This is a genomic window from Muricoccus nepalensis (assembly GCF_006438825.1).
Classification (GTDB): domain Bacteria; phylum Pseudomonadota; class Alphaproteobacteria; order Acetobacterales; family Acetobacteraceae; genus Roseomonas; species Roseomonas nepalensis.
The window spans coordinates 172,291-199,230 of the sequence record NZ_RCZP01000002.1; the positions used below are offsets into that span (position 1 = coordinate 172,291).

The window sequence follows — 26,940 nt, forward strand, 5'->3', positions numbered from 1 at the left end:
CGCGCCGGCTACATCTTCTTCGTCAGCTTCGCGGCGATCTCGAACATCTCCTCCGGCGCGTAGTCCGGCGAGAAGGCGGAGGGGATGCCCGTGAGCTGGTGGATCTTCCCGCCCTCGGGCATGCCGTCCACGACGCTCAGCTCGCCCGGTGGGTCGCCCGGCAGCGCCTGCTCGCCGTTGCCCCAGATGCCCGCCATGTCCTTGTAGTCGGCGGGGCTGAACGTATAGAGCCGGCGGTGCGAGCCCTCGTCGAGGTACTTCTGGCACTCCGGGATCTTGGAGAGGTTGATGTTCGGCGTCGGCAGGAACTTCTCGAGCTCGACGCCCGTGATGTTCTTCAGCGCCAGCGCGTAGGCGTGCGCGTGGACCGAGCCGCGGACGAGCAGGTAGCCGCAGACCTCGCGGCCCGTCGGGTCGGACAGGGTCTCGTAGACGCGCAGCTTGTGCAGGCGCGCGCCGCATTCGAGGTGGAAGTTGTGCAGCAGGTCCACGACGACGTTGCCCGTCGTGGTCACCATGTCGGCGTTCCAGGACATGGAGTTGCTGTTCACCGGCAGCGAGCCGCCGCCGTTGGACGCGAAGGAGGCGAAGGAGCGGATGTCCTTCATCGCCTCGAAGGGCGCGCCCGAAATGTCGCCGCCGTCGCCCGCGTCGCCGCCGGGCTTGTCCGGGCCGTTGTTCAGCATGGCGACGCCGTTGGAGACGAGCTCCACATGGCCCAGCTCCTCCGCCGTAATGGCGGCGACGAGGCTGTAGAAGGGCTTCAGCTTGTCCTTCGACTTGAAGTTGAAGCTCTGGAACATGTAGTTCCCGAGCGTCGACATTTCGCCGTACTTGCCGCCGAGCAGTTCCTGCAGGGCGGCGGCGGCGTTCGGGTCCTTGCGCTTCGGGGCGGGAAGCTCGGCCTGCAGCTTGTCGACGCGCATAAACATGGATCAGTCTCCTGGGGTATCGCCTGACGGAACGGGCTCGCCCCGGGATGGTTCGGCGCGATGACGGCTTCGTGTGGCCCTGGTCACCGGCGAAGGCGCCCTAGCCCGCTGCCTGCGTCAGCAGGTCAGCCCACCGCGTGCGTCAGCAGGTCAGCCCGCGACCGAGCCGGGGTCGCAGTTGCCGCCGCAGACGAGCACGCCGACGCGGGCCCCCGGGGGCGGCGTCCAGGCGCCGGAGAGGAGGGCGGCCAGGGCCGTCGCCCCGCCCGGCTCGGCCACCACGCGGGCGGCGGACCAGAGGCGGCGCTGGGCCTCGCGGATGGCGTCGTCCGTCACGAGGACGCTCGCCTCCACGGCCTCGCGCGCGAGGCCGAACATGAGGCCGCCCACGCGGCGCGCGCCGAGGCTGTCCGCGGCCAGGCCGCCGACGGGCGCGTCCACGGGAGCGCCGGCGCGGCGCGCCTCGTGGAAGGTGGGGCAGCCCTCGGGCTCCACTGCGACGAGGCGCACCGGCCCGCCCGCGAACCAGGCGGCCATGCCGCCGATCAGCCCGCCGCCGCCGACCGCGACGAGGACGTGGGTGAGGCCCGGCGAATCGGCCTCGAACTCCCGCGCGACGGTGCCCTGCCCGGCGAGGACCTCGGGCTGGTCGTAGGCGTGGACGGAGGCGGCGCCGGTCTCGGCGCGCCGGGCCTCGCTGGCGGCGAAGGCCTCGGCGTAGGTGGCGCCGCCCTGGACGACGGTCGCGCCGGCCTCGCGGATGCGCGCGACCTTCGAGGCGGCGGCGATGGCGGGGACGTAGATCTCCGCCCGCAGGCCCAGCGCGCCGGCGGCGTGGGCGACCGCCGCCCCGTGGTTTCCGCCGGAAGCGGCGATGACCTCCCGCGCGCCGGACTGGAGAAGGGCGTTGAAGGCGCCGCGCGCCTTGAACGATCCGCTAACCTGCATCTGCTCCAATTTGAGGGCCACGGCGCAGGACGCGCCGAGGGACGCGGCCGGCAGGTCCAGGATGGGGGTGCGGCGGATATGGGGCAGGATGCGCGCGGCGGCGGTCTCGATGTCGCGGCGGGCGATGGCCGGCGCGGCGGGAAGATGGCTGGTCATGCGGCGCTGGATGGGGCAGGTGGGCGCCCCTGTCCACCGCGGCCGCCGGCCCACCGGCATGTCGCGCTTCCGTCATCCCCGGATTCCTGCCAGGGTCCGCACGCCAGATCGGGAACATGACCAAGCCTCCATGCTGCAACACGGCAGTTGCGCGGCGCGCCATGGCGCCGGCGTGCTCCTCCTGGGGCCGCCCGGTGCCGGCAAGTCCGACCTCCTCCTGCGCCTGATGGGGGAGGGCTGGAGCCTCGTGGCCGACGACCAGGTCCTGCTCCGGGCGGAAGGGGAGGGGTTGCGCGCCTCGGCGCCCGAGCGCCTGCGCGGCCTGATCGAGGTGCGCGGGCTCGGGCTCATCGCCGGCCTGGAGTCGGCGCCGGAGGCGGCGCTCGCGCTGGCGGTGGACTGCCGGCCGCGCGCGGAGGTGCCGCGCCTGCCGGAGCCCGCGCGCTTCGAGGCCCTGGGGCGCGGGCTGCCGCGCTTCCCCGTCCACGCGGCCGACGCCTCCGCGCCGCGCCGGCTGGCCCTGGCGCTGGAGGTCCTGGCGGGGCGCCTCTCCTGCCGGGCGGGCGCGCTGGAGTCGGTCTCCTGAACGCCACGACGCCCCATTCCCCACCGGGTCCGGCGCCGGCGATGCACCGGCCGGTGGTGGTGGTCACGGGCATGTCGGGGGCGGGCAAGCTCTCCGCGCTGCGCGTGCTGGAGGACCTCGGCCACGAGACCGTCGACAACCCGCCGCTGACCGTCCTGGCCGAGCTGATGGCCGGCCCGCGGGAGCGGCCGCTGGCGATCGGGATGGACACGCGGACGCGCGGCTTCGACGCGGCGGCGCTGCTGGCGGGGCTGGGCGCGCTGCGGGCCCGAGGCGGCAGCCTGCCCGACCTCGTCTTCATGGACGCGGAGGAGGACGTGCTGCTCCGCCGCTACTCCGAGACGCGGCGCCGCCACCCGCTGGCCCCCGCGGGCTCCGGCGTCGCGGACGGCATCGCGCGGGAGGCGGAGCTGCTCGCTCCGCTGCGGGACGCGGCGGACTGGGTGATCGACACCTCCGGCCTGCCGCTGCCCGAGCTCCGCCGGATGATCGAGCACCGCTACGGCCGGGCGGGGCGCTCGCGGATGTCGGTGGCGGTGATGTCCTTCGGCTACCCGCGCGGCCTGCCGCGGGAGGCGGACCTGGTGCTGGACCTCCGCTTCCTGCGCAATCCGCACTACGACCCCGCGCTGCGCCCCCTGACCGGGAGGGACGCGGCGGTGGCCGCCTATATCGAGGAGGACGCCGAGTGGGCCCCATTCTGGCGGCGCATGACGGCGCTGCTGGACCCGCTCTTGCCGGCCTATGAGGCGGGGGGCAAGAAGTACCTGACGGTGGCGCTGGGCTGCACGGGCGGCAAGCACCGCTCGGTCCTGGCGGCGGAGCGGCTCTCGGCCCGCTTCGCCAAGGCCGGCTGGCCGGTGGAGCTCTTCCACCGCGAACTCTCGATCCGGGAAGCCTTCCCGGAAGACGACTCACAACGGCCCCCGCCGCACCCCATATCGATCCAGCGAGCATGAACCAGACCCATCCCGCCGCGCGCGCCGCGGCCGCCGGAGCGGCGCCCCGCCGGTGCGAGCCGGCCCGGGCCCACCCGGCCGACGTCCTGTCCAACCAATTCCCGCCCCCGGGGCACGCCGGCCTGCCGCCGGGCGTCCTGCGGGCGCGGCCTCCGGAGCGCCCATGATCGGCGTCGTTCTCGTCACCCATGGGCGCCTGGCCGAGGAGCTTCGCCTCGCCATGGAGCACGTCATGGGACCCCAGAAGGCGATCTCCACGATCTGCATCGGCCCCGAGGACGACCTCGAGGGGCGGCGCGGCGACATCCGGGCGGCGGTCGAGTTCGTGGACCAGGGCGACGGGGTGGTGGTGCTGACCGACATGTTCGGCGGCACGCCCTCCAACCTCGCGGCCTCCATCAAGGAGCGCTGCGCGCCCTCCGGCTGCTGCGGCCGGCAGGTCGAGGTGGTGGCGGGGGTGAACCTGCCGCTGCTGGTGAAGCTCGCGAAGCTGCGCGGCAGCGAGCCGCTGGCCCAGGCCGTGGACCACGCGGTCAACGCCGGGCGGAAGTACATGGCGACCGCGGGGGAACTCCGCGGCGACGGGAACGGAGGGGCGAAGCGATGAGCAACGATGCCGCGCAGGCGGTCGAGCCGAAGGGCGCCAAGCCCGAGGGGGCCCCGGTGGTGCTGCGCCGCAGCGTGACCATCCGCAACCAGCGCGGGCTGCACGCGCGCGCCGCCGCCAAGCTGGTGACGATCGCGGAGAAGCACTGCTCCTGCCTCAACGTGACGCATGATGGCCAGACGGTGCCGGCCTGCTCCATCATGGGGCTGATGATGCTCGGCGCCGGCCGCGGCGCGACCGTGCTGCTGGAGGCCGAGGGCTGGGACGCCCGCGAGGCCCTGGACGAGGTGGCGGCCCTGATCGAGGCCGGCTTCAACGAAGAGTAAGGCTGTGGCGCCCGGCCCGGGCGCGGCTCGCCGGCAGGAGGCCGGACGGAGGATCGGATGAAGACGGAGGCGCCGCCCGGCCCTCGCGGCGGGGACGGCAAGCCCGCCGAGGGGCGGGATGGCAAGGGCGCCGAGGGGCGCGGGAAGTTGGCCGAGGCGCGCGACGGCAAGGCTGCCGGCGGCAAGGCCGCGGAGGCGCGCGGGAGCAAGGCCGCGCGGCGGACCCGCGAGCTGTCGATCAAGGGCATTCCCATCTCCCCGGGGGTGGCCATCGGCACCGTCTACGACACGGCCGAGACGCCGGCGGCGGCCCCGCGCCGGTCGATCGTGGCCTCCCAGGTGGAGGCGGAGCGGGCGCGGCTGAACGCGGCCATCGCGGCGTCCCGCAAGCAGGTCTCGAAGCTGAAGGCCCGGCTCGCCATCCTGCCCGAGGAGGCGCAGGAGGAGCTCGAGCCGCTGCTCGACGCCTATTCCATGATGCTCGGCGAGAGCCGCCTCATCCGCGGCGCCCGCAAGCGGATCGAGGCCGAGCTCCTTGCCGCCGAGACGGCGGTGGACGACGAGGCCGGCGCGATCGCGGCCGCCATCCTGCAGGCGCGGGACGACGACAAGGCGGGCCTCCGTCGCCGCGCGGGCGAGGTGCACGAGATCGCGCGGCGGCTGACGCGCAACCTCACCCAGTCCGGATTCCGCTCCTTCAAGGACGTGCCGGAGGGCTCCATCCTCATCGCCGAGGAACTGACCCCGGCCGACGCCGCGCTGCTCGACCCGTCGCGCATCGCGGGGGTCGCGGCGGAGGAGGGCGGCGCGGACGGGCACACCGCCATCATGCTGCGCGCGCTCGGCATCCCGAGCGTTCTGGGCCTGCCGGGGCTGAGCAACGCGCTCTCCCGCGGGGACCAGGCGGTGCTCGACGGCGGCGCCGGCACCATCGTGCTCCGCCCCGGGCGCGAGGCGCTGGCGGCGGGGCGCGAGGCCTCGGTCGCCTATTCGAAGGAGCGCACGCGCCTCGGCAAGCTGCGCCGCCTTCCCGCCGTGACCACGGACGGGGAGGAGATGGAGCTCCAGGCGAACCTGGAGATTCCGGCGGAGCTGCCGCTGATCGCGCAGTCCGGCGCGCAGGGCGTCGGCCTCGTGCGGACCGAGTTCCTTTTCATGAACCGCCAGGGCCTGCCGGACGAGGAGGCGCATTACGAGGCCTACCGCCAGATCGTCGAGGGCACGGACGGCGCGGGCGTCACCATCCGCGTGCTCGACTGGGGCGGCGAGAAGGACATGGAGGCGCTGGCCGAGGGGATCGAGCCCTTCCATTCCGGGCCCAACCCCGCGCTCGGGCTGCGTGGCATCCGCATGCTGCTCCGCCGGCCGGAGCTGCTGGAGGTGCAGTTCGCGGCCATCCTGCGCGTGGCGACCTTGGGCAAGGTGCGGGTGCTGCTGCCCATGGTCACCATCCCCGAGGAGGTGCGGACGGCGCGCGAGATCTACGACCGCGTGGTCAAGCGCGTGCGCCGGCGCGGCGTGGCCCTGCCCGAGAAGCTGCCGCCGCTCGGCGTGATGATCGAGACGCCGGGCGCGGCGCTGGCCGCCGATGCCATCGCGCTCGAGGCCGACTTCTTCGCGATCGGCACGAACGACCTCGCCATGTACACGCTCGCCGTCGACCGGGCGGAGGTGGAGGTCTCGCACCTCTACGACCCGCTCCACCCCGCGGTGCTGCGGCTGATCCAGTTCGCCACCGAGGCGGCGCTGCGGCTGCGCATGCCCGTCTCGGTCTGCGGGGAGATGGCGGGCAACCCGCGGCTCGTGCCGCTGCTGATGGGGCTCGGCCTGCGGAGCCTCTCGATGAACGCGAGCGCGATCCCGCGGGTGAAGCAGATGGTGCGCGCGCTGAACGTGGACGATTGCGCCCGCTTCGCCCGGCGGGTGATGGAGCAGTCCGACCCCGAGCGCATCCAGGAACTGGTGATGAACTTCGTGCCCGGCGAGGGCCGGGGATAGGATCGCCCGGCGAGCGAAGGGGGGCGGGCGCGCCCCCTGACGCGGCGTCCCGTCCGTGCCAGTCTGCGCCCCGCAGGGCCGCCTGGGGCGGCAGGTGGGGAGGCGAGGGCGAATGGATCAGGCGATGCCGGCGGTGGAGGCCCGCCACGGGCGCGACCCGGGCCGCGACCTGCGCCGCGTGGGCGCGAACCCGAACCACTGGTACCCGCTGGCCTGGTCGCGGGAGCTGAAGCCCGGCAAGCCGCTCGCCGTGCGCTTCGCGGGCGACCCGATCGTGCTCGTGCGCCCGAAGGAGGGGCCGGTCTTCGCGCTGGAGGACCGCTGCGCGCATCGCCAGGTGCCGCTGAGCAACGGGCTGGTGGAGGGCTGCGCGATCCGCTGCGGCTACCACGGCTGGGCCTACAACGATGCCGGCCAGTGCGTGGACGTGCCCTATCTCGGCAAGGACAAGCTGCCCAACGGCGTGCGCGCCTATCCCTGCCGCGAGGTCGAAGGGCTGGTGCTGGTCTTCCCGGGCGATCCCGCGCTGGCCGCGAGCGTGCCGCTGCCCTTGCTCGGCTCCGTCGCCGATCCCCGCTACAAGACGCGGCGCTTCGGGCGCGAGGTGGGCTGCCACTACAGCTTCATGCACGAGAACCTGATGGACATGAACCATCAGTTCCTGCACCGAAAGCAGATGGGCAACATGGTCCCCCGCTACCGCGGCGGCGACCAGGGCGAGGGCTTCGTGGAGGCGCGCTACACCTTCTCGCGCGTGGGCGGGAAGCAGCCGCTCGGCGAGGCCGCCATCTTCGGCCAGCGTCGCCCGGTCGGGAAGCCGTCCTCCTCCGCCGAGAAGGACCTGATGACGATCCGGACCGAGTATCCCTACCAGACGCTCCGCATCCGGACGGGCGAGGACGCGCCGGTGATGGACCTCTGGATCGCCTACGTGCCCGTGGACGCGGCGCAGCGGCGCAACCGCACCTTCGGGCTGCTGTCGATCAAGCGCCCGAAAATCCCGGGCCTGCTCGAGGCCGGCTGGCCGCTGCTGGTCCTGTTCACCGAGCGCATCTTCCGCGAAGACCGCGAGATCGTGGAGATGGAGCAGGCCGCGCACGACGCGCAGGGCGAGGACTGGAACCAGGAGGTCTTCCCGGTGATCCGAAACCTGCGGAACCTGCTGCGGGAGCGGGGCGGCGCGACGGTGGCCTGACGCTTGCGCCCGCCGCGCCGTGTGAACCGGGCCACCCCTCGCGGGAAATCGTGCTGTCGTCGCGGGTAAATGGCTGCACGGCCGTAAAGTCCCCTTTTTCTGTTGATCCCGTCCGCTGGTCTCAATTTTGCTGATCGGCGTATAAAGGAGCGATCAGCGGATGCGGGCCGTCGCCGGCCCGAGGGGAAAAGAAGTCTCATGAGCGCCATTGCCAACCGGGTTCTTCTCGCCGCCCTCGCGGCCGGGTTGTCCGCTTGCCTCGCCGTGGCCGCTCGCGCCGACGTCGTCTACACCTTCGAGCAGACGGGACCGACCGTCTCGGCCGGCGGCCTTTACTCCCAGCCCGGACCGGTCCCGAACGTGGTGACGACCGGCAGCTTCACGCTGGACCAGTCGATCGTGCGCTCCCCGTACAGCATCCGCAGCGGGAACCAGGGGGGCGTCGGCATGGCGGGGCTGGAGGCGATCTCCTTCGCCACGACCGGTCCCGGGAGCCTTCTCACCGTCAACCTCGCGAGCTTCACGACGCTGCCGCCGCCCGGCAGCGGCCGGTTCTACACGATCAGCCTGACGGGCATCGCGGGATCGCTGATCCCCACCGGCACGATCTCCTACAACAACTCGGAGTCCGATGCCCGGCTGACTATCGAGGCCGACACGGACCGCGACGGCGTGGCGACGGTTCGCGGCACCTTCAACACGGACGCGGGCGGGGGCTGCTTCAGCTCCGGCGCCTGCTCCTTCTCCGGCACCCTCACGGCGACGATGGTGCCCAACGGGCTGGTGCCGGTCCCGGTGCCCGAGCCTTCCAGCGCGGCCCTGTTCGGCCTAGCCCTGCTGGGAATGGGGCTGGCGCGCCGGCGTCGCTGAGCGCGCGAGGGGGGGCACCAGGGCTGGGTGCCCGGCTCCGAGGCGCAGCCAAGGGTCACATAAAGATATCCTGATATCGTTTAATCGCTTGGCCACACCCGCCGGGCCATGATAGGCGACGCCCAAACCAGAGAGCGACGCCCCATGCCCGATACCCTTCCCCCCAAGGCCGACTACGTCGTCGCCGACCTCTCCCTCGCCCAGTGGGGCCGCAAGGAGATCGAGATGGCCGAGGACGAGATGCCCGGCCTGATGGCGACCCGGCGCGAGTACGGCCCCTCCCAGGTGCTGAAGGGCGCCCGCATCGCCGGCTGCCTGCACATGACCATCCAGACGGCGGTGCTGATCGAGACGCTGAAGGCGCTCGGCGCCGACGTGCGCTGGTCGTCCTGCAACATCTTCTCCACCCAGGACCACGCGGCCGCCGCCATCGCGGCCACCGGCACGCCGGTCTTCGCCGTGAAGGGCGAGAGCCTGGAGGACTACTGGCGCTACGTTCAGCGCACGCTCGAGTGGGCGGATGGCGGCGAGCCGAACCTGCTGCTCGACGACGGCGGCGACATGACGCTGCTGGTGCACTACGGCCTGCGCGCCGAGCAGGGCGACACGAAGTTCCTCGACGGCGCCACGAACGACGAGGAGACCGTCTTCTTCGGCCTCATCAAGAAGCTGCTGACCGAGAAGCCCGGCTGGTTCGCCAAGCTCGCGGCCTCGCTGAAGGGCGTCTCCGAGGAGACGACGACGGGCGTGCACCGCCTCTACACCATGGCGAAGGAGGGCAAGCTCCTCTTCCCCGCCATCAACGTGAACGACAGCGTCACCAAGTCGAAGTTCGACAACCTCTACGGCTGCCGCGAGTCCCTGGTGGACGCGCTGCGCCGCGGCACGGACCTGATGATGGCCGGCAAGGTCGCCTGCGTCGCGGGCTTCGGCGACGTGGGCAAGGGCTCCGCCGCCTCGCTCCGCAACGCCGGCTGCCGCGTCATGGTGACCGAGGTCGACCCGATCTGCGCGCTGCAGGCGGCGATGGAGGGCTACGAGGTCGTGACGATGGAGGACGCGGCGCCGCGGGCCGACATCTTCGTCACGGCCACCGGCAACGTCGACGTCATCACCATCGAGCACATGCGCGCCATGAAGAACCGCGCGGTGGTCTCCAACATCGGCCACTTCGACAGCGAGATCCAGGTCTCGGCGCTGCGCAACCTCAAGTGGACGAACATCAAGCCGCAGGTGGACGAGATTGAGTTCCCCGACGGCAAGCGCATCACGCTGCTCTCCGAGGGGCGCCTGGTGAACCTCGGCAACGCGACGGGGCACCCCTCCTTCGTGATGTCGGCCTCCTTCACCAACCAGACGCTCGCGCAGATCGAGCTCTGGACGAACGGCGCGGCCTACGGGAACAAGGTCTACACCCTGCCCAAGCACCTCGACGAGAAGGTGGCCTTCCTGCACCTCGAGAAGGTCGGCGCGAGGCTGACGAAGCTCACGCCGACGCAGGCCGGCTACATCGGCGTGCCCGAGGCCGGCCCCTTCAAGGCCGAGCAGTACCGCTACTGAGGCTTTCGCCGTGGGCGGGGGCGCTTCGGCCATCGGGCCGGGGCGCCCCCGCCCTTTTTCATGCCCGTCGCCTTCCAGGCGGAGCGGTCGAAGAATCCGCACGAAGCATGTCGCCCAACCAAGGGTTTAGCGTGTAGTCTTTTCCCGCTGCATCAATTGCATACGGGACGACCATGCCGCGCGCCTCCGACCGATCCGCCAGCGCCGCGGGCAGCGCGCCGCCGGCCCTGACCTCCTTCGGCGCCCAGGCCGGCCTGCGCCGCTTCGCTTCGCCCGCCGTGAAGGCCGCGCTGAAGCGGCGGGGCGGCCAGTTGCTCGGCATGATCTCGGGCCTGCTGGGGCTGGCGGTGCTGGTGGCGCTGGCCAGCCACAACCCGGCCGATCCCTCCCTTTCCACCGCGACCTCCCAGGCGCCGACCAACCTGGCCGGTCCCTTCGGCGCGCTGGTGTCGGACGTGCTGCTGCAGGGCTTCGGCTGGGCGGGGCTGCTGCCCGCGCTCTGCCTCATGACCTGGGCGATGCGGCTCTCCACCCATCGCGGCCTCTCGCCCTTCGCCGGGCGGGTGGCGGCGCTGCTGGCGGGGCTGCCGCTGCTGGCCGCCGCCTTCTCGGCCAGCCCGCTGCCGGCGCCCTTCCCGGGCGGCATGCCCGGCGGCGCCATGGGGCCGCTCGTCCACAAGGCCGTGGAGGACACGGTCGGCGCCCTCTTCGGGCCGCTCGGCTCCGCGCTTGGCCACACCGGCATCGTGGCGCTGGCGGTCGCGGCGACGGTGCTGGCGCTCGCCATCCCGCTCTCCTCCTGGCGCCGGGCGGGCGGGGCCGCGGCGCGGCGGGGCTCGGGGCTGGCGGGGAACATCCTGCGCCGCCGGAACATCGCCCGCGCGCGCGCCGCCGAGGCCCGGCAGACGCGCGACCGCCTCGTCCAGCGCCGGGAGCGGGCGGAGGAGCGGCCCGGGTTGGTCGCCCGCCTGCTGGGCGCCCCCCGGTCGCTCGCCGGAATGCTCGGTCGTATGCTCGGCCGGCGGCCGGAGGCCGCGCCGCCGCTCTCGGCCATCCTGCGCGCGGCCGACGCCGCGGCGGCCGAGGCGCCGCGCCTGCCCCCCCGCCGCGCGCCCCGGCCCGCGCCGGAGCGCCCGACCGCGGCGGAGGCGCCGGAGGAGGCCGCGGGTCCGCCGGCCGCGGAGGCGCCGCGCATCGCCGAGCGCGTGGTGGCGCCCCGCCGCCTGCCGATCTCGGAAACCGTGAAGGGGGGCGACGACGGCCGCTTCCGCCTGCCGCCCCTCTCCCTGCTCAGGCCCGCGCCGCCGCGGCGCGAGAGCGGCCCCTCGCAGGACACGCTCGAGGAGAACGCGCGCACGCTCGAATCCGTCCTCGACGACTACGGCGTGCGCGGGCGGATCGTCGACATCCGACCGGGCCCGGTGGTCACGCTCTACGAGCTGGAGCCGGCGCCGGGCACGAAGTCGGCCCGCGTCATCGGCTTGGCCGACGACATCGCGCGCAGCATGTGCGTGCTGGCGGTCCGCATCGCGACCGTGCCCGGGCGGAACGTCATCGGCATCGAGCTGCCGAACGCCAAGCGGGAGACGGTCTACTTCTCCGAGATGATGGAGGCCGAGGACTGGGGGCGGAACCCGGGCAAGCTGCCGCTCGCGCTCGGCAAGGACATCGGCGGCGCGCCGGTGGTGGCCGACCTCGCGCGGATGCCGCACCTGCTGATCGCGGGCACCACCGGCTCGGGCAAGTCGGTCGGGATCAACACGATGATCCTCTCGCTGCTCTACCGCTTCGGTCCCAGCGAGTGCCGCTTCATCATGATCGACCCGAAGATGCTGGAGCTCTCGGTCTACGACCGCATCCCGCACCTCCTCGCCCCCGTGGTGACGGAGCCGCCCAAGGCGATCGGCGCGCTGAAGTGGACGGTCCGCGAGATGGAGCGGCGCTACAAGGCGATGAGCCAGCTCGGCGTCCGCAACATCGGCGGCTACAACGAGAAGGTGGCGGCGGCGAGCGGGCGGGGCGAGCAGCTCACGCGGCGCGTGCAGACGGGCTTCGACCCCGAGACGGGCAAGCCGGTCTTCGAGGAGCAGCCGCTGGCGCTCGAGACCCTGCCGATGATCGTCGTCGTCATCGACGAGATGGCGGACCTCATGATCGTCGCCGGCAAGGAGATCGAGGGCGCGGTGCAGCGCCTCGCGCAGATGGCGCGCGCGGCGGGCATCCACGTCATCATGGCGACGCAGCGCCCCTCGGTGGACGTCATCACCGGCACGATCAAGGCGAACTTCCCGACCCGCATCTCCTTCTCCGTCACCTCCAAGATCGACAGCCGCACCATCCTCGGCGAGCAGGGGGCGGAGCAGCTTCTCGGCCAGGGCGACATGCTGCACATGGCCGGCGGCGGCCGCGTGAACCGCGTGCACGGCCCCTTCGTCTCGGACGAGGAGGTGGAGCGCGTGGTGGAGTTCCTCCGCGAGCAGGGCGAGCCCGCCTATGTCGAGGAGGTCACGGAGACCGACGACGAGGACGATGGCGGCGGCTCCATGGCCGCGCTCGACGCCGGCGGCGGCGAGAAGGGACTCTACGAGCAGGCGGTCGCGCTCGTCTCGCGCGAGGGCAAGGCGAGCACGAGCTTCGTCCAGCGCCACCTTAACATCGGCTACAACCGCGCGGCCAAGCTCATCGAGCAGATGGAGCGGGACGGCGTCGTCGGCCCCGCCAACCACGTCGGCAAGCGCGAGGTGCTGGCGCGCGCCGGCGCCGATGACTGACGCGGCGCCGGAGGCGCACCGCTTCGCGCCCTCCGGCGGCCTGCCCAACTCGGCGCTGCCGCTGCTCGTCTGGCGCGGCGCGCTGCCGGCGGGGGCGGGGGCGGTCACGGCGTGCTTCGCGGCGAACGGCTGGTCCAACGCCTGGACGAACGGCGTCTTCGGCTACCACCACTTCCACAGCAACGCGCACGAGGCGCTCGGCGTGTCGCGTGGGGAGGCGCGGGTGCGCTTCGGCGGGCCGGGGGGCGAGGCCCTCGCGCTCCGGGCGGGCGATGCCGTGGTGATCCCGGCCGGCGTCGGCCACTGCCGGGAATGGGCGAGCGGGGATTTCGAGGTGGTCGGCGCCTATCCCGGCGGGACCAACTGCGACATCCGCTGCGGCGATCCCGCCGAGGCCGCGCGGGTGGCGGCCAACCTGGCCGCGGTCCCCCTGCCGGCGGGCGATCCGGTGGCGGGCCGCCCGCTGCCGGGCTGGGCGCGCGACACCAAGGCTTGATCCGCCCTTGCGCGGCCCCGCCGCCAGGGCCTTCTCTGCGTCCCCCAACCTCAGGCCGACCGATGCGCGCGCTGCTCCCCTTCCTGGCCCTGGCCGTGCTCGCGACCGGTGCCCAGGCGCAATCCCCGTCCCCCTCCCCGGCGCGGCCGCCGAGCTTCCCCACGCGCGACGTGGTGGTGAGCTACCGCGTGCTCGGCAACGCCTCGCCCCAGACGCCCCGCGAGTTCACGGTGGCCGCGCTGGCGGCGGAGGGGCGGCTGCGGGTGGAATCCCCCTCCATGCCCGCCTGGGCGCTCGCGGACCGGCGCACCGGGCGGACGGAGATGGTGATGGATTCGATGCGCGTCGTGACCCCGAGCCCGGTGCGGCAGGACGAGGCGATGCGCTACCTGCGCATGGTCGAATCGGCCCGGCTGACGGGGGCCGGCACGGCGACCCAGGCCGGGCACCGCTGCACGAACTACCGCTTCGACGAGGGGGGGCAGCGCGGCACCGCCTGCCTCACCGCGGACGGCGTGCTGCTGCGCGGCGTGAACGAGCGCGGCGAGGGGCTGGAGGCGACGCGGGTGGAGTACGCCCGCCAGGACCCCTCCCGCTTCCGGGTGCCGGAGGGCTACCGCCGCGTCGACCTCGGCGACATGGGCCGCAGCCTCGGGCTGGGGATGCCGCGCCACTAGGGGCGCGGCGGCCCGTCAGCCGAAGAGGAACTTCAGCGCGACCAGCAGCAGGACGATGATGACGACCGCCCAGCTGGCGGCGCGGGTGAACTGGGCCCAGCCGGTCTGGCGGTCGGCGATGATGTCCTTCGACTTCACTTCCTCGAAATCGATCGTCTGCTTGGCCTCGGCCATGGTCGGTGCCCCGTTCTGGGCCGCCCGCCGGGGATCGGGAGGGGCGGCGTTCATGGCATTTCTGTAGGGAGGGCGGCGCTGCCAAGCAAGGGGCCGGGCAAGGGGTTCGCGAGCGCGCCCGCGGCCATCGGCGCCCCGATCGCGACCCGCCCGCCCTCCAGCCGCGCGAGGCCGGAGGCGGCCCAGGCGAGGGCGGCGGGGTAGAGGCGGTGCTCCTGCGCGAGCACGCGCGCGGCCAGGGCGTCCTCGTCGTCCCCGGGCAGGACGGGCACGGCGGCCTGGGCGATGATCGGCCCCTCGTCCACGCCCGGCGTCACGAAGTGCACGGTGCAGCCGTGCAGGCGCACGCCGGCGGCAATCGCCCGGGCGTGGGTGTCGAGGCCGGGGAAGGCGGGAAGGAGGCTCGGGTGGATGTTGAGCATCTGGCCCGACCAGGCCGTGACGAAGCCCTCCGTCAGCACGCGCAGGAAGCCGGCCAGCGCGATGAGGTCGATGCCCGCCCCCGCGAGGCGCTCGCCCATCGCGGCCTCGAAGCCCGCGCGGTCGCGGCCGAAGGGGCGGCTCTCCACCACGGCGGTCGGGATGCCGGCCTCGCGCGCCCGCTCCAGCCCCGCGGCGTCCGCGCGGTTCGACAGCACGAGGGCGAGCTCGGCGGGGTAGGCGGGGTCGCGCGCGGCGGCGATCAGGGCGCCGAGGTTGCTGCCGCGGCCGGAGATGAGGACCGCGACGCGGGGACGCACCGCCCCCCTCAGTTCGGCCAGGCCGCGGAGAGCCCCTCCATCCGGACCTCGGCCTCGCCCTCGCCCGCCTCGACGCGGCCGATGCGGTGCGCGGTCTCGCCGTGTCCGGCGAGCATCGCGACGGCGGCCTCGGCCTTGCCGGGCTCCACCACCAGCGCCATGCCGATCCCGCAATTGAACACCCGGAGCATCTCCTCGGGCGCGACGCCGCCGGTGCGGGCCAGCCAGGCGAAGACCGGCGGCACGGGCCAGGACCCGGCCTCGACCACCGCCACCGTGCCATCCGGCAGGACGCGCGGCAGGTTGCCGGGCAGGCCGCCGCCCGTGATGTGCGCGGCCGCCTTGATCAGCCCCGCGCGGTGAAGGGCAAGCACCGGCTTCACGTAGATCCGGGTCGGCTCCAGCAACGCCTCGCCGAGCGTCCGGCCGGCGGCGAAGGGGGCGGGGTCGGCGAGCCCGGCGTTGCCGGCCTCGAGGACGCGGCGGACGAGGGAGAAGCCGTTGGAGTGGACGCCCGAGGCGCCGAGGCCGAGCACGAGGTCGCCCGGCCCCACGTCGCCGGCCGGCAGCAGCGCGCCGCGCTCCGCCGCGCCCACCGAGAAGCCCGCGAGGTCGTAGTCGCCGCGGTGGTACATGCCGGGCATCTCCGCGGTCTCGCCGCCGACCAGCGCGCAGCCCGCCTGGCGGCAGCCCTCGGCGATGCCGGAGACGACCTCGGCCGCCTGCGCCACGTCCAGCGCGCCGGTCGCGAAGTAGTCGAGGAAGAACAGCGGCTCCGCGCCCTGCACGACGAGGTCGTTCACGCACATGGCCACGAGGTCGATGCCCACCGTGCCGTGGCGGCGCGCGTCGATCGCGAGGCGCAGCTTCGTGCCCACGCCGTCGGTCGAGGAGACGAGGACGGGGTCCTGGAAGCCGGCGGCGCGAAGGTCGAACAGGGCGCCGAAGCCGCCGAGCCCGCCCATGGTGCCGGTGCGGTCCGTGGAACGGGCCAGGGGCTTGATCCGGTCGACCAGCGCGTCGCCGGCCTCGATGTCCACGCCGGCGTCGCGGTAGGTCAGTCTGGTCATGGCGGTCCTTGATCGGCTATCCCCGGCGGGGAACCTGCATGCGGCTCACGGGAGGCGGCTTATGCCCAAATCAGACGGTCGCGCTACCCATCATGTCCGGCGCGGCGGCGCAATCCGCGGCCCGCGCAAGGGGGGCATGCGGGGCCTCGCGCGGCTGGCCGGGGCGGGACTCGTCCTCGCCGCCCTGCTCGCGCCCGCGGCGCCGGCGCGGGCGCAGGACGACCCGGCGGTGCAGCGCGGCGTGCCGGCGGAGGCGACGGCCGCCAACGCCGTCCTGGCGCGCGAGCGGGCCATCGCGAACGCCCAGCGCCTGGCCTACCAGCGCTACGCGGCGGCGACCGGGGCCAACCCCAACGCCTCGCCCGCGCAGATCGAGTCGCTGGTGACGAGCATGGTCGTGGAGCAGGAGCGCTCCACCCTGAACGGCTATTCGGGCCGCTACACCATCCGGTTCCGGGGGGCGGGGTCCTCCTCCTCCGGCGGGGCGGTGGCCGCGGCGCCCGGCGCGGGCGTGCCCAACGGCGCGGTGGCGGGCGGGATGGCCGGGGCGGTGCCGCCGCTCGGCGGGCCGGTGGCGCCCGCGCCCGGTGCCGCGCCCAGCGCCTCGCCCCTGCCGCCCGGCGTGCCGCCGGTCATGCCGCTGACGGCCTATCTCGACGCCGGCGCGCGCTTCTACTCCTTCGCGGAGTACCTCGCGCTCCGCCAGCGCCTGCTGGCCCAGCCGTCGGTGGGAAGCCTGGACGTCCTCGCGCTGTCGGTGGACGGCGCCCGTCTGCGGATCGGGCTGCGCAGCCCGCCGGCCGTGGCCGCGCCGGAGCTGGCCCAGGGGGGCATCCTGCTGCAGCCGGCCCAGCCGCCCGCCGCCAACGGCCTGCCGGTCCCCACGACGGGCCCGGGCTGGCGAGTCGGCCTTGCCGGAGGAGCATGAACGCGGGCCCGCCGGGCCTTCCGAGCGGCCGGCGGCCGCCGGGGAGGCGGGGCGCGCCGCCTCGCCCGCCGAGAGCGCGCTCTTCACCCTGCCCAACGTCATCACGCTCGCCCGGCTCTGCGCCGTGCCGGCGGTGGTGTGGCTGGTGATTCAGCACCGCCTGGACCTCGCCTTCCTCGTCTTCGTCGGCGCGGGGGTGTCGGACGCGGTGGACGGCTGGCTGGCGCGGGTCAGCAACGCGCGGTCGCATCTCGGCGCCATCCTAGACCCGCTGGCGGACAAGGCGCTGCTCGTCTCGGTCTACGTCACCCTCGCGATCATCGGCGTGCTGCCGGACTGGCTTGCCATCCTCGTCGTGTTCCGCGACCTGCTGATCGTGGGCGGGCTGCTGGTGCTGGCGCTGATGGGCGTCCGGCCGGCGATCCGGCCGCTGCTGGTCTCGAAGCTGAACACGCTGATGCAGATCACCCTGGCCGCCGCGGCGCTGCTGCTGCGCGGTTTCGATCTCGACGGCGACTGGCTGCTGCCCCTTCTCATCGGCTGCGTGACGGCGACCACCATCGCCTCCGGGGCCGCCTACGTGCGCGACGCCTCGCGCTCCCTGCCCGCATGATGCCGCTCGACGAGGGCAAGGGGGGCGGCCCCCCCGCCGCCGCGGCCCCGCCGCTCACCCGGCCCCTGCGGGCGCCGCTGCCGCCCTCGCCCGGGCCGCGCAACGCGACGCGGGCGCAGCGGCTCGGGCTTGTCTTCGGGCTGCTCGCGGCGGGGGTGTTCTCGCTCTGGTTCTTCTCGGCGATCCTCACGCCCTTCGTGCTGGCGGTCTGCGTCGCCTACTTCCTCGATCCCCTGGCCGCGCGGCTGGCGCGGATCGGGGTGCCGCGCTGGCTGGGGGCCGGGCTGCTGATCACGGGGCTGATGGCGCTGGCGCTGCTCGCGCTGCTGCTGCTCTACCCGCTGCTGATCTCCCAGATCGGCGTGCTGCTCGCGCGGCTGCCCTCCTACGTCGCGCGGATCGGCGTGCTGGTGCAGGACCTGCTGGCCGCGACCGAGAAGGCGATCGCGCCGATGGAGCTCGACCCGCGGCTGCAGGACCTCGCGGTCACCCAGGTGGGGTCCATCCTCGTCTGGCTCGGCACCTCGGCCACGCGCCTCATCGGCGGCGGCTACGCGCTGTTCAGCGTCTTCACCTTCGCGGTCGTGACGCCGGTGGTGGGCTTCTACCTCCTGCGCGACTGGCCGCGGCTGATCGCGCGGGTCGAGACCTGGCTGCCCCGGCGCAACGCGGCGGTCCTGCGGCAGCTCGCGCGGGACACGGACCGGGTGCTCTCGGCCTGGCTGCGCGGGCAGCTCCTCTGCTGCGCGCTGCTCGCGGTCTACTACGCCCTCGCGCTCTCGGCCGTCGGGCTGGAGCTCGGGCTGCTGGTGGGGCTGCTGGCGGGGATGTTCACCTTCATCCCCTATGTCGGGTCGCTGACCGGCATGGTCACCGCGGTGCTGCTGGCCATCGGCCAGTTCGGCACGCTGCGCGGGGTGGGGATGGTGGTCGGCATCTTCCTGGCCGGCCAGATCGTGGAGGGCTACATCATCTACCCCCGCTTGCTCGGGGACCGGGTGGACCTGCACGCGGTCTGGGTGATCTTCGCGCTCTTCGCCGGCGGCGTCGCCTTCGGCTTCCTCGGCGTGCTTCTCGCGGTGCCGATCGCGGCCATGATCGGGGTCCTCGCCCGCTACTGGCTGCGCCGCTACCTCGAGAGCCCGCTCTACCTCGACCCGCCCCGGACCGGGGGCTGAACGCCCGACCCATGGCCTCCCTCTCCACCGCCCGGCAGCTTCCTCTGCCGCTGCTTCCGCGCGCCGAGGTCGAGATCGACCCGGTGCCCGATTCCTCGAACGCCGTCGCCCGCACCTGGCTCGGCGATCCCATGAGCTGGCCGGCCGGGCGGCTCGTGCTGCACGGGCCGGAGGGGAGCGGGAAGTCCGCCCTCCTGGCCCAGGCCTCCCGCCGGCTGGGGCTCCGGCGCCTCTCGGGGCCGCTGCTGCGGGGCGTGCCGCAGGGGGCGCCCACCGCGCTCGATGACGCCGACTGCGCGGCGGAGGAGGCGGCGCTGTTCCACCTCATCAACGCCTGCGCGGCGGGCGGGCACCTGCTGCTGATGGCCGGGCGGGAGCCGCCGGGGCGCTGGCCGGTGGCCCTGCCGGACCTCGCCAGCCGGCTGCGCGCCACCGCCTCGGCCGCGCTCGGCCAGCCGACGGACGCGCTGCTCCGCGCCCTGCTGGCCCGGCATTTCGAGCGCCGGCAGCTCCGGGTAGAGCCGGCGGTGCAGGACTGGCTCCTCGCCCGCCTCCCACGGGAGGCGGCGGCGCTGGCCGAGGCGGCCGCCCGGCTGGACCGCGCGGCCCTGGCGGGCGGCGGGGGGATCACCCGCGGCCTCGCGCGCGAGGTCCTGGCCGGGCTGCTCGACGGCAGCGGGGAAGGGGGCGAGGACGGGGCCTTCGACGGGGCCGGTGACGATTTTGTGGCAACCCCGGGCGCGCCCTCCGCTTCCATGGGCACCTTGCTGTAACCTTGGGGCCATGGACGCCAACCCGGACACCGCCAAGACCGAGCCAGCCCGCCCCGAGGCCCCGCGAAGCGAGGCGCCCCGGCCGGCGGCGCCGCGCCCGGCGCGCCCCGACCAGCCGGCCTCGCTGCGCGGCACCCCCGCGGCGGCCGCGCTGCCGGCCGAGCCGCCGCCGGCCGAGGCACCCGAGCCGGCGCTGACCGACCCGGGCCGCTTCATCAACCGCGAGTTGTCCTGGCTGGCCTTCAACGAGCGCGTGCTGGAGGAGGCGGCCAACCCCGCCCATCCCCTGCTGGAGCGGCTGCGTTTCGTCGCGATCTCCTCCTCCAACCTCGACGAGTTCTACTCCGTCCGCGTCGCGGGGCTGGCGGGGCAGGAGCGGGCGGCGGTGGCCGCGGTCTCGCCGGACGGGCTGACCCCGGCGCAGCAGCTCTCGGCCATCCACGAGCGCGCCGGGCGGCTCCTCTCCCGCCAGCAGGACGGGTGGCTGAGCCTGCGCGGGCAGCTCGCCGAGGCCGGCATCCTGCTGAGCGACCCCGCGGACCTCTCCACCGCCGACCGGGAATGGCTGGCGAGCTGGTTCATGGAGCGGGTCTTCCCGGTGGTGACGCCGCTGGCGATCGACCCCGCGCACCCCTTCCCCTTCCTCGCCAACCTCGCCCTCTGCCTCATCATGAAGCTCGTGCGGGAGGAGGACGGCGGCACCATGCGCGCCATCCTGCCGCTGCCGCCGCAGCTCGAGCGCTTCATCCGGCTTCCCCCGGGCGGCCCGCGCACGGAGGGGGGGCGGGAGCCCGCGCGCTTCGTGCTGCTGGAGGAGGTGATCCTCCTCAATCTCCGCCGCCTCTTCCCCGGCTTCATCCTCGCCGAGCGCGGGCTGTTCCGCCTCATCCGCGACACCGACGTCGAGTTCGAGGAGGAGGCGGAGGACCTCGTCCGCTCCTACGAGAGCGCGCTGAAGCGCCGGCGGCGGGGGCGCGCGATCCGCCTCTCCGTCACCGCCGACACGCCGTCGGACCTCGTGGACCTCGTCGCCGAGGAGCTGGACGCGCCGCAGGGGGAGATCTTCGCGCTGCAGGGGCTGCTGGGCCTGTCCGACCTCACGCAGATCATCCTCGACGACCGGCCGGACCTGCTCTTCAAGCCCTACACGCCGCGCTTCCCCGAGCGCATCCTCGACTTCGGGGGCGACTGCTTCGCGGCCATCCGGGCGAAGGACATCGTCGTCCACCATCCCTACGAATCCTTCGACGTGGTCGTGCAGTTCCTGCGCCAGGCGGCGCGCGACCCCGCGGTCATCGCGATCAAGCAGACGCTCTACCGCACCTCGCGCGACAGCCCGATCGCGCGCGCCCTCATCGAGGCCGCGGAGTCCGGCAAGTCCGTCACCGCCATGGTCGAGCTGAAGGCGCGCTTCGACGAGGAGCGCAACATCGCGCTCGCGCGCGAGCTGGAATCGGCGGGCGTGCAGGTCGTCTACGGCTTCGTCGACCTCAAGACCCACGCCAAGGTGAGCCTCGTCGTGCGTCGCGAGGCGGGGTCGCTGCGCTCCTACGCGCATTTCGGGACGGGCAACTACCACCCGGTCACGGCCCGCATCTACACGGACCTGTCCTTCTTCACCGCCGATCCCGGCCTCACGCGCGACGCGGCGCGGCTGTTCAACTACATGACGGGCTACGCGCGCCCCGAGACGATGGAGAGCCTCGCCTTCGCGCCGCTGACGCTGCGGCCGACGCTGATGGGGCTGATCGAGCAGGAGATCGTCAACGCGCGCGAGGGGCGGCCGGCCGGCATCTGGCTGAAGCTGAACTCGCTCGTGGACGAGGGCCTGATCGACGCGCTCTACCGCGCGGGACGGGCGGGAGTGAAGGTGGACTGCGTCATCCGCGGCATCTGCTGCCTGCGGCCGGGCGTCGTCGGGCTGTCCGAGAACATCCGGGTGAAGTCCATCGTCGGCCGCTTCCTCGAGCACTCCCGCATCTGCGTCTTCGCCAACGGCCACCGCCTGCCGAGCCGGCGGGCGCGGGTCTTCATCAGCAGCGCCGACTGGATGGGCCGCAACATGGACTGGCGCGTGGAGACGATGGTGCCGGTGGAGAACCCGACCGTGCACGCCCAGGTGCTCGACCAGATCATGGTCGTGAACCTGAAGGACCGCGACCAGTCCTGGGAGCTGCACCCGGACGGCGTCTATCGCCGCGTCGCGGGGCTGGTGGGCGCGCCGGGGGCGCAGCCGCTCTCCGCGCACGAGTACTTCATGACCAACCCGTCCCTCTCCGGCCGCGGCAGCGCGCTGCACCGGGCGCCCCGCCCGCGCGCGCCCACCCGGCGCCGGCCGGACCGCGTGGCGCAGGACTGACGGGCGTGGGAGAGAGCGAAGCAACCGCCCGGCCCCACCGGCCGGGCGACGGGGCGCCGGCTCGCGCCGACGAGGTTGTCCTTCGTCCCGGGGGCGAGACCTCGCCTCGCGTGAGGGGCGGCGGGACACCGGTGAGAACCGGGAGCGACGAGGCCTCGCCTCGCAACGGCGACGAGGCTCCGGTTCGCGCTGGCGACGAAGCTTCGCTTCGCGCCGGGGGCGACGAGGCGCCGCCTCGCGGGGGCGACGAGGCCCCGCCTCGCGCGGGGGTGGTTGATCTCGGGTCGAACTCGGTCCGTCTCGTCGTCTTCGAGGGGCTGGGGCGGAACCCCTCCACGATCTTCAACGAGAAGGCGGTGCTCGGGCTCGGGCGCGGGCTGCAATCGACGGGGCGGCTGAACGCGGCGGCGGTCGAAGGCGCGCTCACGATCATGGGCCGCTACCTCGCCATCGCGCGCGCCATGGGGGCGGAGCCGGTCGAGGTGCTGGCCACCGCGGCCATGCGCGACGCCGCCAACGGCCCGGCCTTCGCCGAGGCGCTGCGCGCGCGCATGCCCGGCGTGCCGCTGCGCATCCTCTCCGGCATGGAGGAGGCGGCCATGTCGGCGGACGGCGTGCTGCTCGGCGTGCCCGGCGCCGACGGCATCCTCGGCGACATCGGCGGCGGCAGCCTCGAGCTCGTGGACCTCGCGGCCGGCCGGCCCGCGGCCTCGGTCAGCCTGCCGCTCGGCGTGATCCGCCTGGCCGAGCAGTCCGGCAGCGATCCCTCCCGCGCCCGCGCCATCGCCGAGGGCGCGCTCTCGGCCGTGCCCTGGCTGGCGCGGGGGCAGGGACGGGACCTCTACCTCGTCGGCGGCGCCTGGCGGGCGCTGGCGAAGATCCACATCGTCCAGACCGGCTACCCGCTCTCGATCGTGCATCACTACGTCCTCCGCCGGGAGGAGGCGCGCGACCTCTGCGCGGCCGTGATTGCGGCCGGCGAGCGGCCGGGGCGGATGCCCGGCGCGCCGGCCAAGCGGGCGGCCGACCTTCCCTACGCCGCCGTGGTCCTGCGCCGCCTTCTCCGCCTCACCGGCGCGCGGCGCGTGGTCTTCTCGGCCAACGGGCTGCGGGAGGGCTGGTACTCCCGCCTGCTGAGCGACGAGGTGCGGGCGCAGGACCCGCTGCTCGCCGTCGGCACGGAGCTCGCCGCGCGCTTCGGGCGCGACCCCGCCCTGCCGGCAGCCCTCGCGGCCTGGACCGCGCCCCTCTTTCCCGGCGAGGGGCCCGCCGAGGCGGCGCTGCGCCGCACCGCCTGCCAGCTCTCGGACGTGGGCAGCCACGACCACCCGGACTACCGGGCAGAGCAGGCCTTCCTCCGCGTCCTGCGCCAGCCCGGCGTGGGGCTGGACCACCACGCCCGCGCCTTCCTCGCCCTCGTCACCGCGCTTCGCTACGACGCGGCCGACCCCGCGGTGGTGGCGCCGGCGCGCGCCCTGCTGGGGCCCCAGGTGCAGCAGCGGGCGGAGCGGCTCGCGGCCGCCCTGCGGCTCGCCTACACCCTGTCCGGCGGCACGCTGGCGCTGCTGTCCGGCACCGCCCTCGTCCCGCGCGGCGACCGGCTGGTGCTGCGTCTGGTCGAGGGAAGCGGCGTCTTCGCCGGCGAGGGGGTGCAGCGGCGGGTGGAGGCGCTGGCCGCCGCGATGGGGCTCGAGGCGGTGGTGGAGCTCGCGCCGCGGCCCGAGGCCGCCTGACCGGGGCCGGATGACGCCGCCCTTCGCGAGGGCGCCCCAGTGCGGGGGCGGCGCTGGCGCGGCGGGCGAGGCCGGTGCAGGGTCGGGGAAATGCCCGAGGCACGTCACAGGACCGCGGAGGCGTCCGGCCCGGTCGAGCGCATCGCCGTGACGGGGGCGGCACGGCGCGGCCCGGCGCTCGGCCTGCGCGCGCGGCTCCTGCTCCTCGTGCTCGCGGCGGTCCTGCCGGTGCTGCTCTTCGCGGGCCTGGTGCTCTGGCGCTTCGCCGGCGCGCAGCGCGACGGCGTCGAGCGCTCGGTGCTGGCCCGGGCGGAGGCGCTGGCGCGCGTGGTCGACGCTGAGTTCGAGGCGCTCTCCCTCACCCTGCGCGCCGTCTCCGGCACGCCGGCCTTCGCGGCGGGGGACCGGGAGGCGGTGCGCCAGCACATGGTCTCGGTCGGGCGGGACATCGGCTCGAACCTCGTGCTGCGCGCCGCGGACGGGCGGCTTCTCCTCCACACCGCGGTCCCGCGCGCGGAGGAGGCGGGCGCGCCGCTCGCGCGGCCGCCCTGGCTGGGGGGAGCGGAGGCGCCGGACGGCCGCTTCACCGTGTCGGACCTCTTCACCAGCCCCATGACCGGCGCGCCCACCTACGCCGTGGTCCTTCCCGTGAGCGACGCGCAGGGCCATCGCCTGCTGCTCGGCGCCGCCTTCCGCGCCGCCCGGCTGGCGGAGCGCCTGCGGCTCGCCCTGCCGGAGGAGGGCTGGGGCTTCGTGGTGGCGGACCGGGCGCACCGCGTGGTCGCGCAGAGCCGCGCGCCCGAGGCCGCCCTGCCTGAATCCGCCCTGGGCGCCGATGCCGGCCCGGGCTTCCACGGCGCGCTGAACGGCGTCCAGCGGGGGCGGGGGGCGGATGGCGTGCCGATCGTCTTCGCCCACGCGCGCACGGAGGCGGGCTGGGACGTCGGCGCCAGCCTCGTCGCGGAGCGGGTGAACGCGCCGGTGCGCGGCGCCGTGCAGGCGCTGGCCGGCTTGGGGGCGGTGCTGCTGTCCTGCGCGCTGCTGCTGGCGCTGGCCGTCGCGTCGCGGATCGCGGGGGCGGCGGAGGCGCTGGCCGGGGCCGCGACGGTGCTGGGGCAGGGCCGGCCGGTGCCGCCCGTCCGCACCCCCGTGCCGGAGATGAACACGGTCGGCGCCGCCCTCTCCCGCGCCGGGGAGACCATCGCGGCCCGCGACCGGGCGCTGCGCGAGCGCGAGGCGCAGCTGGCGCGGACGCAGCGCCTGGCGCGGGTCGGCGGCTTCGAGCTGCTGGTCGAGCACGACGTTGAGGGCGGGCCGCGCTTCCGCAACCTCCGCTCCCCCGAGTACCTCGCCCTGCACGGCCTGCCGCCGGACGCCGAAGAGGAGCCGCACGCGGACTGGGTGTCGCGCCTCCATCCCGGGGACCGGGAGCGCGTCTCGGCCGCCTTCCTCGCCGCGGTGGCCGCGGGCGGCCCCGACTACGTCGCGGAGTACCGCGTCCTGACCCCCGAGGGCGAGACGCGCTGGATCTCGGCCCTCGCCGAGGTCGAGCGGGACGGGCAGGGGCGCGCCATCCGCTTCCGGGGCGTGCACGTCGACCTCTCCAGCCTCCGGCGCACGGAGGCGCGGCTGGCCGAGAACCGCGCCGCCCTGGCCGCCGCCGAGGAGCGCCTGCGCCTGGCCATGGACGCGAGCGGCCTCGTCGCCTTCGACGTGGACCTCGGCACCCGACGGGGGGTCTTCTCGCCGGGGCACTTCGCCCTCATCGGCCGGCCCGCGCCGCCCGACGGCGTCGGCGACCTCGCGGCCTGGGAGGCGCTGATCCACCCGGAGGACCGGGCCGGGGTGCGCGCCGCCTGGCGGCGCATGCTGGTGGGCGGCGCGGCGGTGACGGTCGAGCACCGCGTCCTCGCCCCCGCCGGGGAGCGCTGGATCGCGGCCACGGGGCGCCTGCTTCCCGGCCCTCCCGCGCCCGGCGGCGGGCGGGGGGAGCGCTGCGTCGGCGTCTACGCCGACGTCACCGGCCGCCGCGCCGCCCAGGCGGTGCTGGAGGCGCGGGTGGGGGAGGCGGTGGCCGCCGCCGAGGCCGCCCAGGCGCAGCTCGCCCAGGCGCAGAAGATGGAGGCGCTCGGCCAGCTCACGGGGGGCGTGGCGCACGACTTCAACAACCTTCTCCAGGTCGTGGCCTCCGGCGCGGCGCTGCTGGGCAAGCGCCCCTCCCTTCTGGCCGATCCCGCCGCGCTCCGGCTGCTGGAGGGCATGGCCGGCGCCGCCGAGCGGGGCGGCGCGCTCACCCGCCGGATGCTCGCCTTCGCCCGGCGGCAGGAGCTGCGCATGGGGGCGGTGGACACCGCGGCCCTCATCCTCGCGCTGCGCGACATCCTCGCCCGCAGCCTCGGCCCCGCGACGCCGCTCGAGATCGAGGTGCCGGACGGCCTCTGGTGGGTGCACGCCGACCCGAACCAGCTCGAGCTCGCGCTGCTGAACCTCTGCGTCAACGCGCGCGACGCCATGCCGCCCGAGCGCTTCCCCGGCGGGCGGGTGCGGCTGGCCGCGCGCAACGCCCCCGCCGCGCCCCGCCGCGGCCTGCCCGGCGCGGGCGACCCGCCGCCGTCCGGGGACTGCCTCGTCATCCTCGTCTCGGACGAAGGGGCGGGGATGGACGCCGAGACGCTGGCGCGGGCGACCGAGCCCTTCTTCACCACCAAGGGCGTGGGGCGCGGCACCGGCCTCGGCCTGTCGATGGTGCACGGGCTCTGCGCCCAGTCGGGGGGCGCGCTGCGCCTGTCCAGCGTGCCCGGGCGGGGCACCACCGCCGAGATCTGGCTGCCCCGCGCCGAGCCGGGGTCGGAGGCCGCGCCGCCGCCGCTGGCCGTCCCCACCGCGCCCCCGGCCGCCCGCCGCCTCTCGGTCCTCCTCGTGGACGACGACCCGCTGGTGCTGTCCAGCAGCGCGGCGCTGCTGGCCGATCTCGGCCACGCCGTGTGCGAGGCGGGCTCGGCCGCCGCGGCGCTGGAGGCGCTGCGCGCCGGGCCGGTGCCGGACGCCGTCGTGACGGACCATGCCATGCCCGGCATGACCGGGGCGGAGCTGGCCGGGCGGATCGCGGCGCGGCACCCGGGCCTGCCCGTGATCCTCGCCACCGGCTACGCCGACCTGCCGGCGGGCGAGGCGCCGGAGGTGCCGCGGCTGGACAAGCCCTTCGGGCGCGACGCCCTGGCCGCCGCGCTCGCGGCCGCGACGGGGGGCGCGCCCCCCGCCTGAGGCCGCGCCCCGGCCCCCGAGCGGGCA

23 protein-coding genes are annotated in these 26,940 nt (G+C 74.7%); 18 read left to right on the forward strand and 5 right to left on the reverse strand.

Translation table 11 applies throughout. The annotated features are described in order from the left end of the window. Positions 1–8: 8 nt before the first annotated feature. Together EAH89_RS03075 and EAH89_RS03080 are read right to left on the reverse strand one after the other, a co-directional pair. Positions 9–932: a manganese catalase family protein gene (locus EAH89_RS03075; RefSeq protein ID WP_140881309.1), complete on the reverse strand. Its 924-nt coding sequence runs from the start codon at positions 930–932 to the stop codon at positions 9–11. A 150-nt stretch (positions 933–1,082) separates the two neighbouring features. Beyond that, positions 1,083–2,036 (reverse strand): serine/threonine dehydratase, encoded by a 954-nt coding sequence (locus tag EAH89_RS03080; RefSeq protein ID WP_140881564.1) that lies wholly within the window; start codon positions 2,034–2,036, stop codon positions 1,083–1,085. Between the two features lie 130 nt (positions 2,037–2,166). Between EAH89_RS03080 and EAH89_RS03085 the strand changes: the two genes are divergently transcribed. From EAH89_RS03085 to EAH89_RS03135, 11 genes are all read left to right on the forward strand, one after another. After that, the gene (locus EAH89_RS03085) at positions 2,167–2,622 is read left to right on the forward strand and encodes an HPr kinase/phosphorylase (RefSeq protein ID WP_140881310.1); all 456 of its coding nucleotides are present in this window, start codon (positions 2,167–2,169) and stop codon (positions 2,620–2,622) included. Positions 2,623–2,663: 41 nt separating this feature from the next. Continuing rightward, on the forward strand, positions 2,664–3,581 hold the full coding sequence (gene rapZ / locus EAH89_RS03090) for an RNase adapter RapZ (RefSeq protein ID WP_140881311.1): 918 nt from the start codon (positions 2,664–2,666) through the stop codon (positions 3,579–3,581). 163 nt (positions 3,582–3,744) lie between these two features. Then, positions 3,745–4,188: a PTS sugar transporter subunit IIA gene (locus tag EAH89_RS03095; protein WP_140881312.1), complete on the forward strand. Its 444-nt coding sequence runs from the start codon at positions 3,745–3,747 to the stop codon at positions 4,186–4,188. Next, complete coding sequence (locus EAH89_RS03100; protein WP_140881313.1) at positions 4,185–4,514, forward strand: HPr family phosphocarrier protein; 330 nt, start codon at positions 4,185–4,187, stop codon at positions 4,512–4,514. The genes EAH89_RS03095 and EAH89_RS03100 overlap by 4 nt, the downstream gene beginning before the upstream one ends. A 57-nt stretch (positions 4,515–4,571) precedes the next feature. Further along, the gene (gene ptsP, locus EAH89_RS03105; RefSeq protein WP_140881314.1) at positions 4,572–6,512 is read left to right on the forward strand and encodes a phosphoenolpyruvate--protein phosphotransferase; all 1,941 of its coding nucleotides are present in this window, start codon (positions 4,572–4,574) and stop codon (positions 6,510–6,512) included. Positions 6,513–6,624: 112 nt separating this feature from the next. After that, on the forward strand, positions 6,625–7,707 hold the full coding sequence (locus EAH89_RS03110; RefSeq protein WP_140881315.1) for an aromatic ring-hydroxylating oxygenase subunit alpha: 1,083 nt from the start codon (positions 6,625–6,627) through the stop codon (positions 7,705–7,707). 198 nt (positions 7,708–7,905) lie between these two features. Next, positions 7,906–8,577, forward strand: coding sequence for a PEP-CTERM sorting domain-containing protein (locus EAH89_RS03115; protein WP_140881316.1), 672 nt, complete (start codon positions 7,906–7,908; stop codon positions 8,575–8,577). A gap of 144 nt (positions 8,578–8,721) precedes the next feature. Further along, a complete protein-coding gene (ahcY, locus tag EAH89_RS03120) occupies positions 8,722–10,137 on the forward strand; it encodes an adenosylhomocysteinase (protein ID WP_140881317.1) in 1,416 nt (471 codons plus the stop codon). 173 nt (positions 10,138–10,310) lie between these two features. Beyond that, positions 10,311–12,908, forward strand: coding sequence for an FtsK/SpoIIIE family DNA translocase (locus tag EAH89_RS03125; RefSeq protein WP_140881318.1), 2,598 nt, complete (start codon positions 10,311–10,313; stop codon positions 12,906–12,908). Further along, complete coding sequence (locus tag EAH89_RS03130; protein ID WP_140881319.1) at positions 12,901–13,404, forward strand: cupin domain-containing protein; 504 nt, start codon at positions 12,901–12,903, stop codon at positions 13,402–13,404. Before EAH89_RS03125 ends, EAH89_RS03130 begins: the two co-directional genes overlap by 8 nt. A gap of 62 nt (positions 13,405–13,466) precedes the next feature. Then, positions 13,467–14,081, forward strand: coding sequence for a hypothetical protein (locus EAH89_RS03135; protein WP_140881320.1), 615 nt, complete (start codon positions 13,467–13,469; stop codon positions 14,079–14,081). Positions 14,082–14,096: 15 nt separating this feature from the next. Here EAH89_RS03135 and EAH89_RS03140 read toward each other — a convergent pair whose 3' ends face one another. The 3 genes from EAH89_RS03140 to purM are packed head-to-tail and all read right to left on the reverse strand — an operon-like array spanning position 14,097 to position 16,065. Further along, positions 14,097–14,309 carry a preprotein translocase subunit SecE gene (locus EAH89_RS03140; protein WP_140881321.1) on the reverse strand — a complete coding sequence of 71 codons (213 nt, stop codon included), beginning with the start codon at positions 14,307–14,309 and terminating at the stop codon, positions 14,097–14,099. After that, positions 14,306–14,995, reverse strand: coding sequence for a phosphoribosylglycinamide formyltransferase (gene purN, locus EAH89_RS03145; RefSeq protein WP_206667434.1), 690 nt, complete (start codon positions 14,993–14,995; stop codon positions 14,306–14,308). Before purN ends, EAH89_RS03140 begins: the two co-directional genes overlap by 4 nt. 8 nt (positions 14,996–15,003) lie before the next feature. Next, a complete protein-coding gene (gene purM, locus EAH89_RS03150) occupies positions 15,004–16,065 on the reverse strand; it encodes a phosphoribosylformylglycinamidine cyclo-ligase (RefSeq protein ID WP_140881322.1) in 1,062 nt (353 codons plus the stop codon). Positions 16,066–16,201: 136 nt separating this feature from the next. Between purM and EAH89_RS03155 the strand changes: the two genes are divergently transcribed. The 7 genes from EAH89_RS03155 (at position 16,202) to EAH89_RS03185 (ending at position 26,913) form a co-directional block, all read left to right on the forward strand. Next, positions 16,202–16,993 carry a hypothetical protein gene (locus tag EAH89_RS03155; RefSeq protein ID WP_140881323.1) on the forward strand — a complete coding sequence of 264 codons (792 nt, stop codon included), beginning with the start codon at positions 16,202–16,204 and terminating at the stop codon, positions 16,991–16,993. Next, a complete protein-coding gene (locus tag EAH89_RS03160) occupies positions 16,977–17,606 on the forward strand; it encodes a CDP-alcohol phosphatidyltransferase family protein (RefSeq protein WP_140881324.1) in 630 nt (209 codons plus the stop codon). Before EAH89_RS03155 ends, EAH89_RS03160 begins: the two co-directional genes overlap by 17 nt. Beyond that, the gene (locus EAH89_RS03165) at positions 17,606–18,784 is read left to right on the forward strand and encodes an AI-2E family transporter (protein ID WP_140881566.1); all 1,179 of its coding nucleotides are present in this window, start codon (positions 17,606–17,608) and stop codon (positions 18,782–18,784) included. Before EAH89_RS03160 ends, EAH89_RS03165 begins: the two co-directional genes overlap by 1 nt. An 11-nt stretch (positions 18,785–18,795) precedes the next feature. Beyond that, the gene (locus EAH89_RS03170; RefSeq protein ID WP_140881325.1) at positions 18,796–19,557 is read left to right on the forward strand and encodes an HdaA/DnaA family protein; all 762 of its coding nucleotides are present in this window, start codon (positions 18,796–18,798) and stop codon (positions 19,555–19,557) included. Between the two features lie 10 nt (positions 19,558–19,567). Further along, entirely contained in the window at positions 19,568–21,916 is a 2,349-nt protein-coding gene (locus EAH89_RS03175; RefSeq protein ID WP_241666832.1) for an RNA degradosome polyphosphate kinase, read from the forward strand. Between the two features lie 269 nt (positions 21,917–22,185). Beyond that, positions 22,186–23,649 carry a Ppx/GppA phosphatase family protein gene (locus tag EAH89_RS03180; RefSeq protein WP_140881568.1) on the forward strand — a complete coding sequence of 488 codons (1,464 nt, stop codon included), beginning with the start codon at positions 22,186–22,188 and terminating at the stop codon, positions 23,647–23,649. Positions 23,650–23,739: 90 nt separating this feature from the next. Next, on the forward strand, positions 23,740–26,913 hold the full coding sequence (locus EAH89_RS03185) for a PAS domain-containing protein (protein WP_140881326.1): 3,174 nt from the start codon (positions 23,740–23,742) through the stop codon (positions 26,911–26,913). The last annotated feature ends 27 nt before the right edge of the window (positions 26,914–26,940 follow it).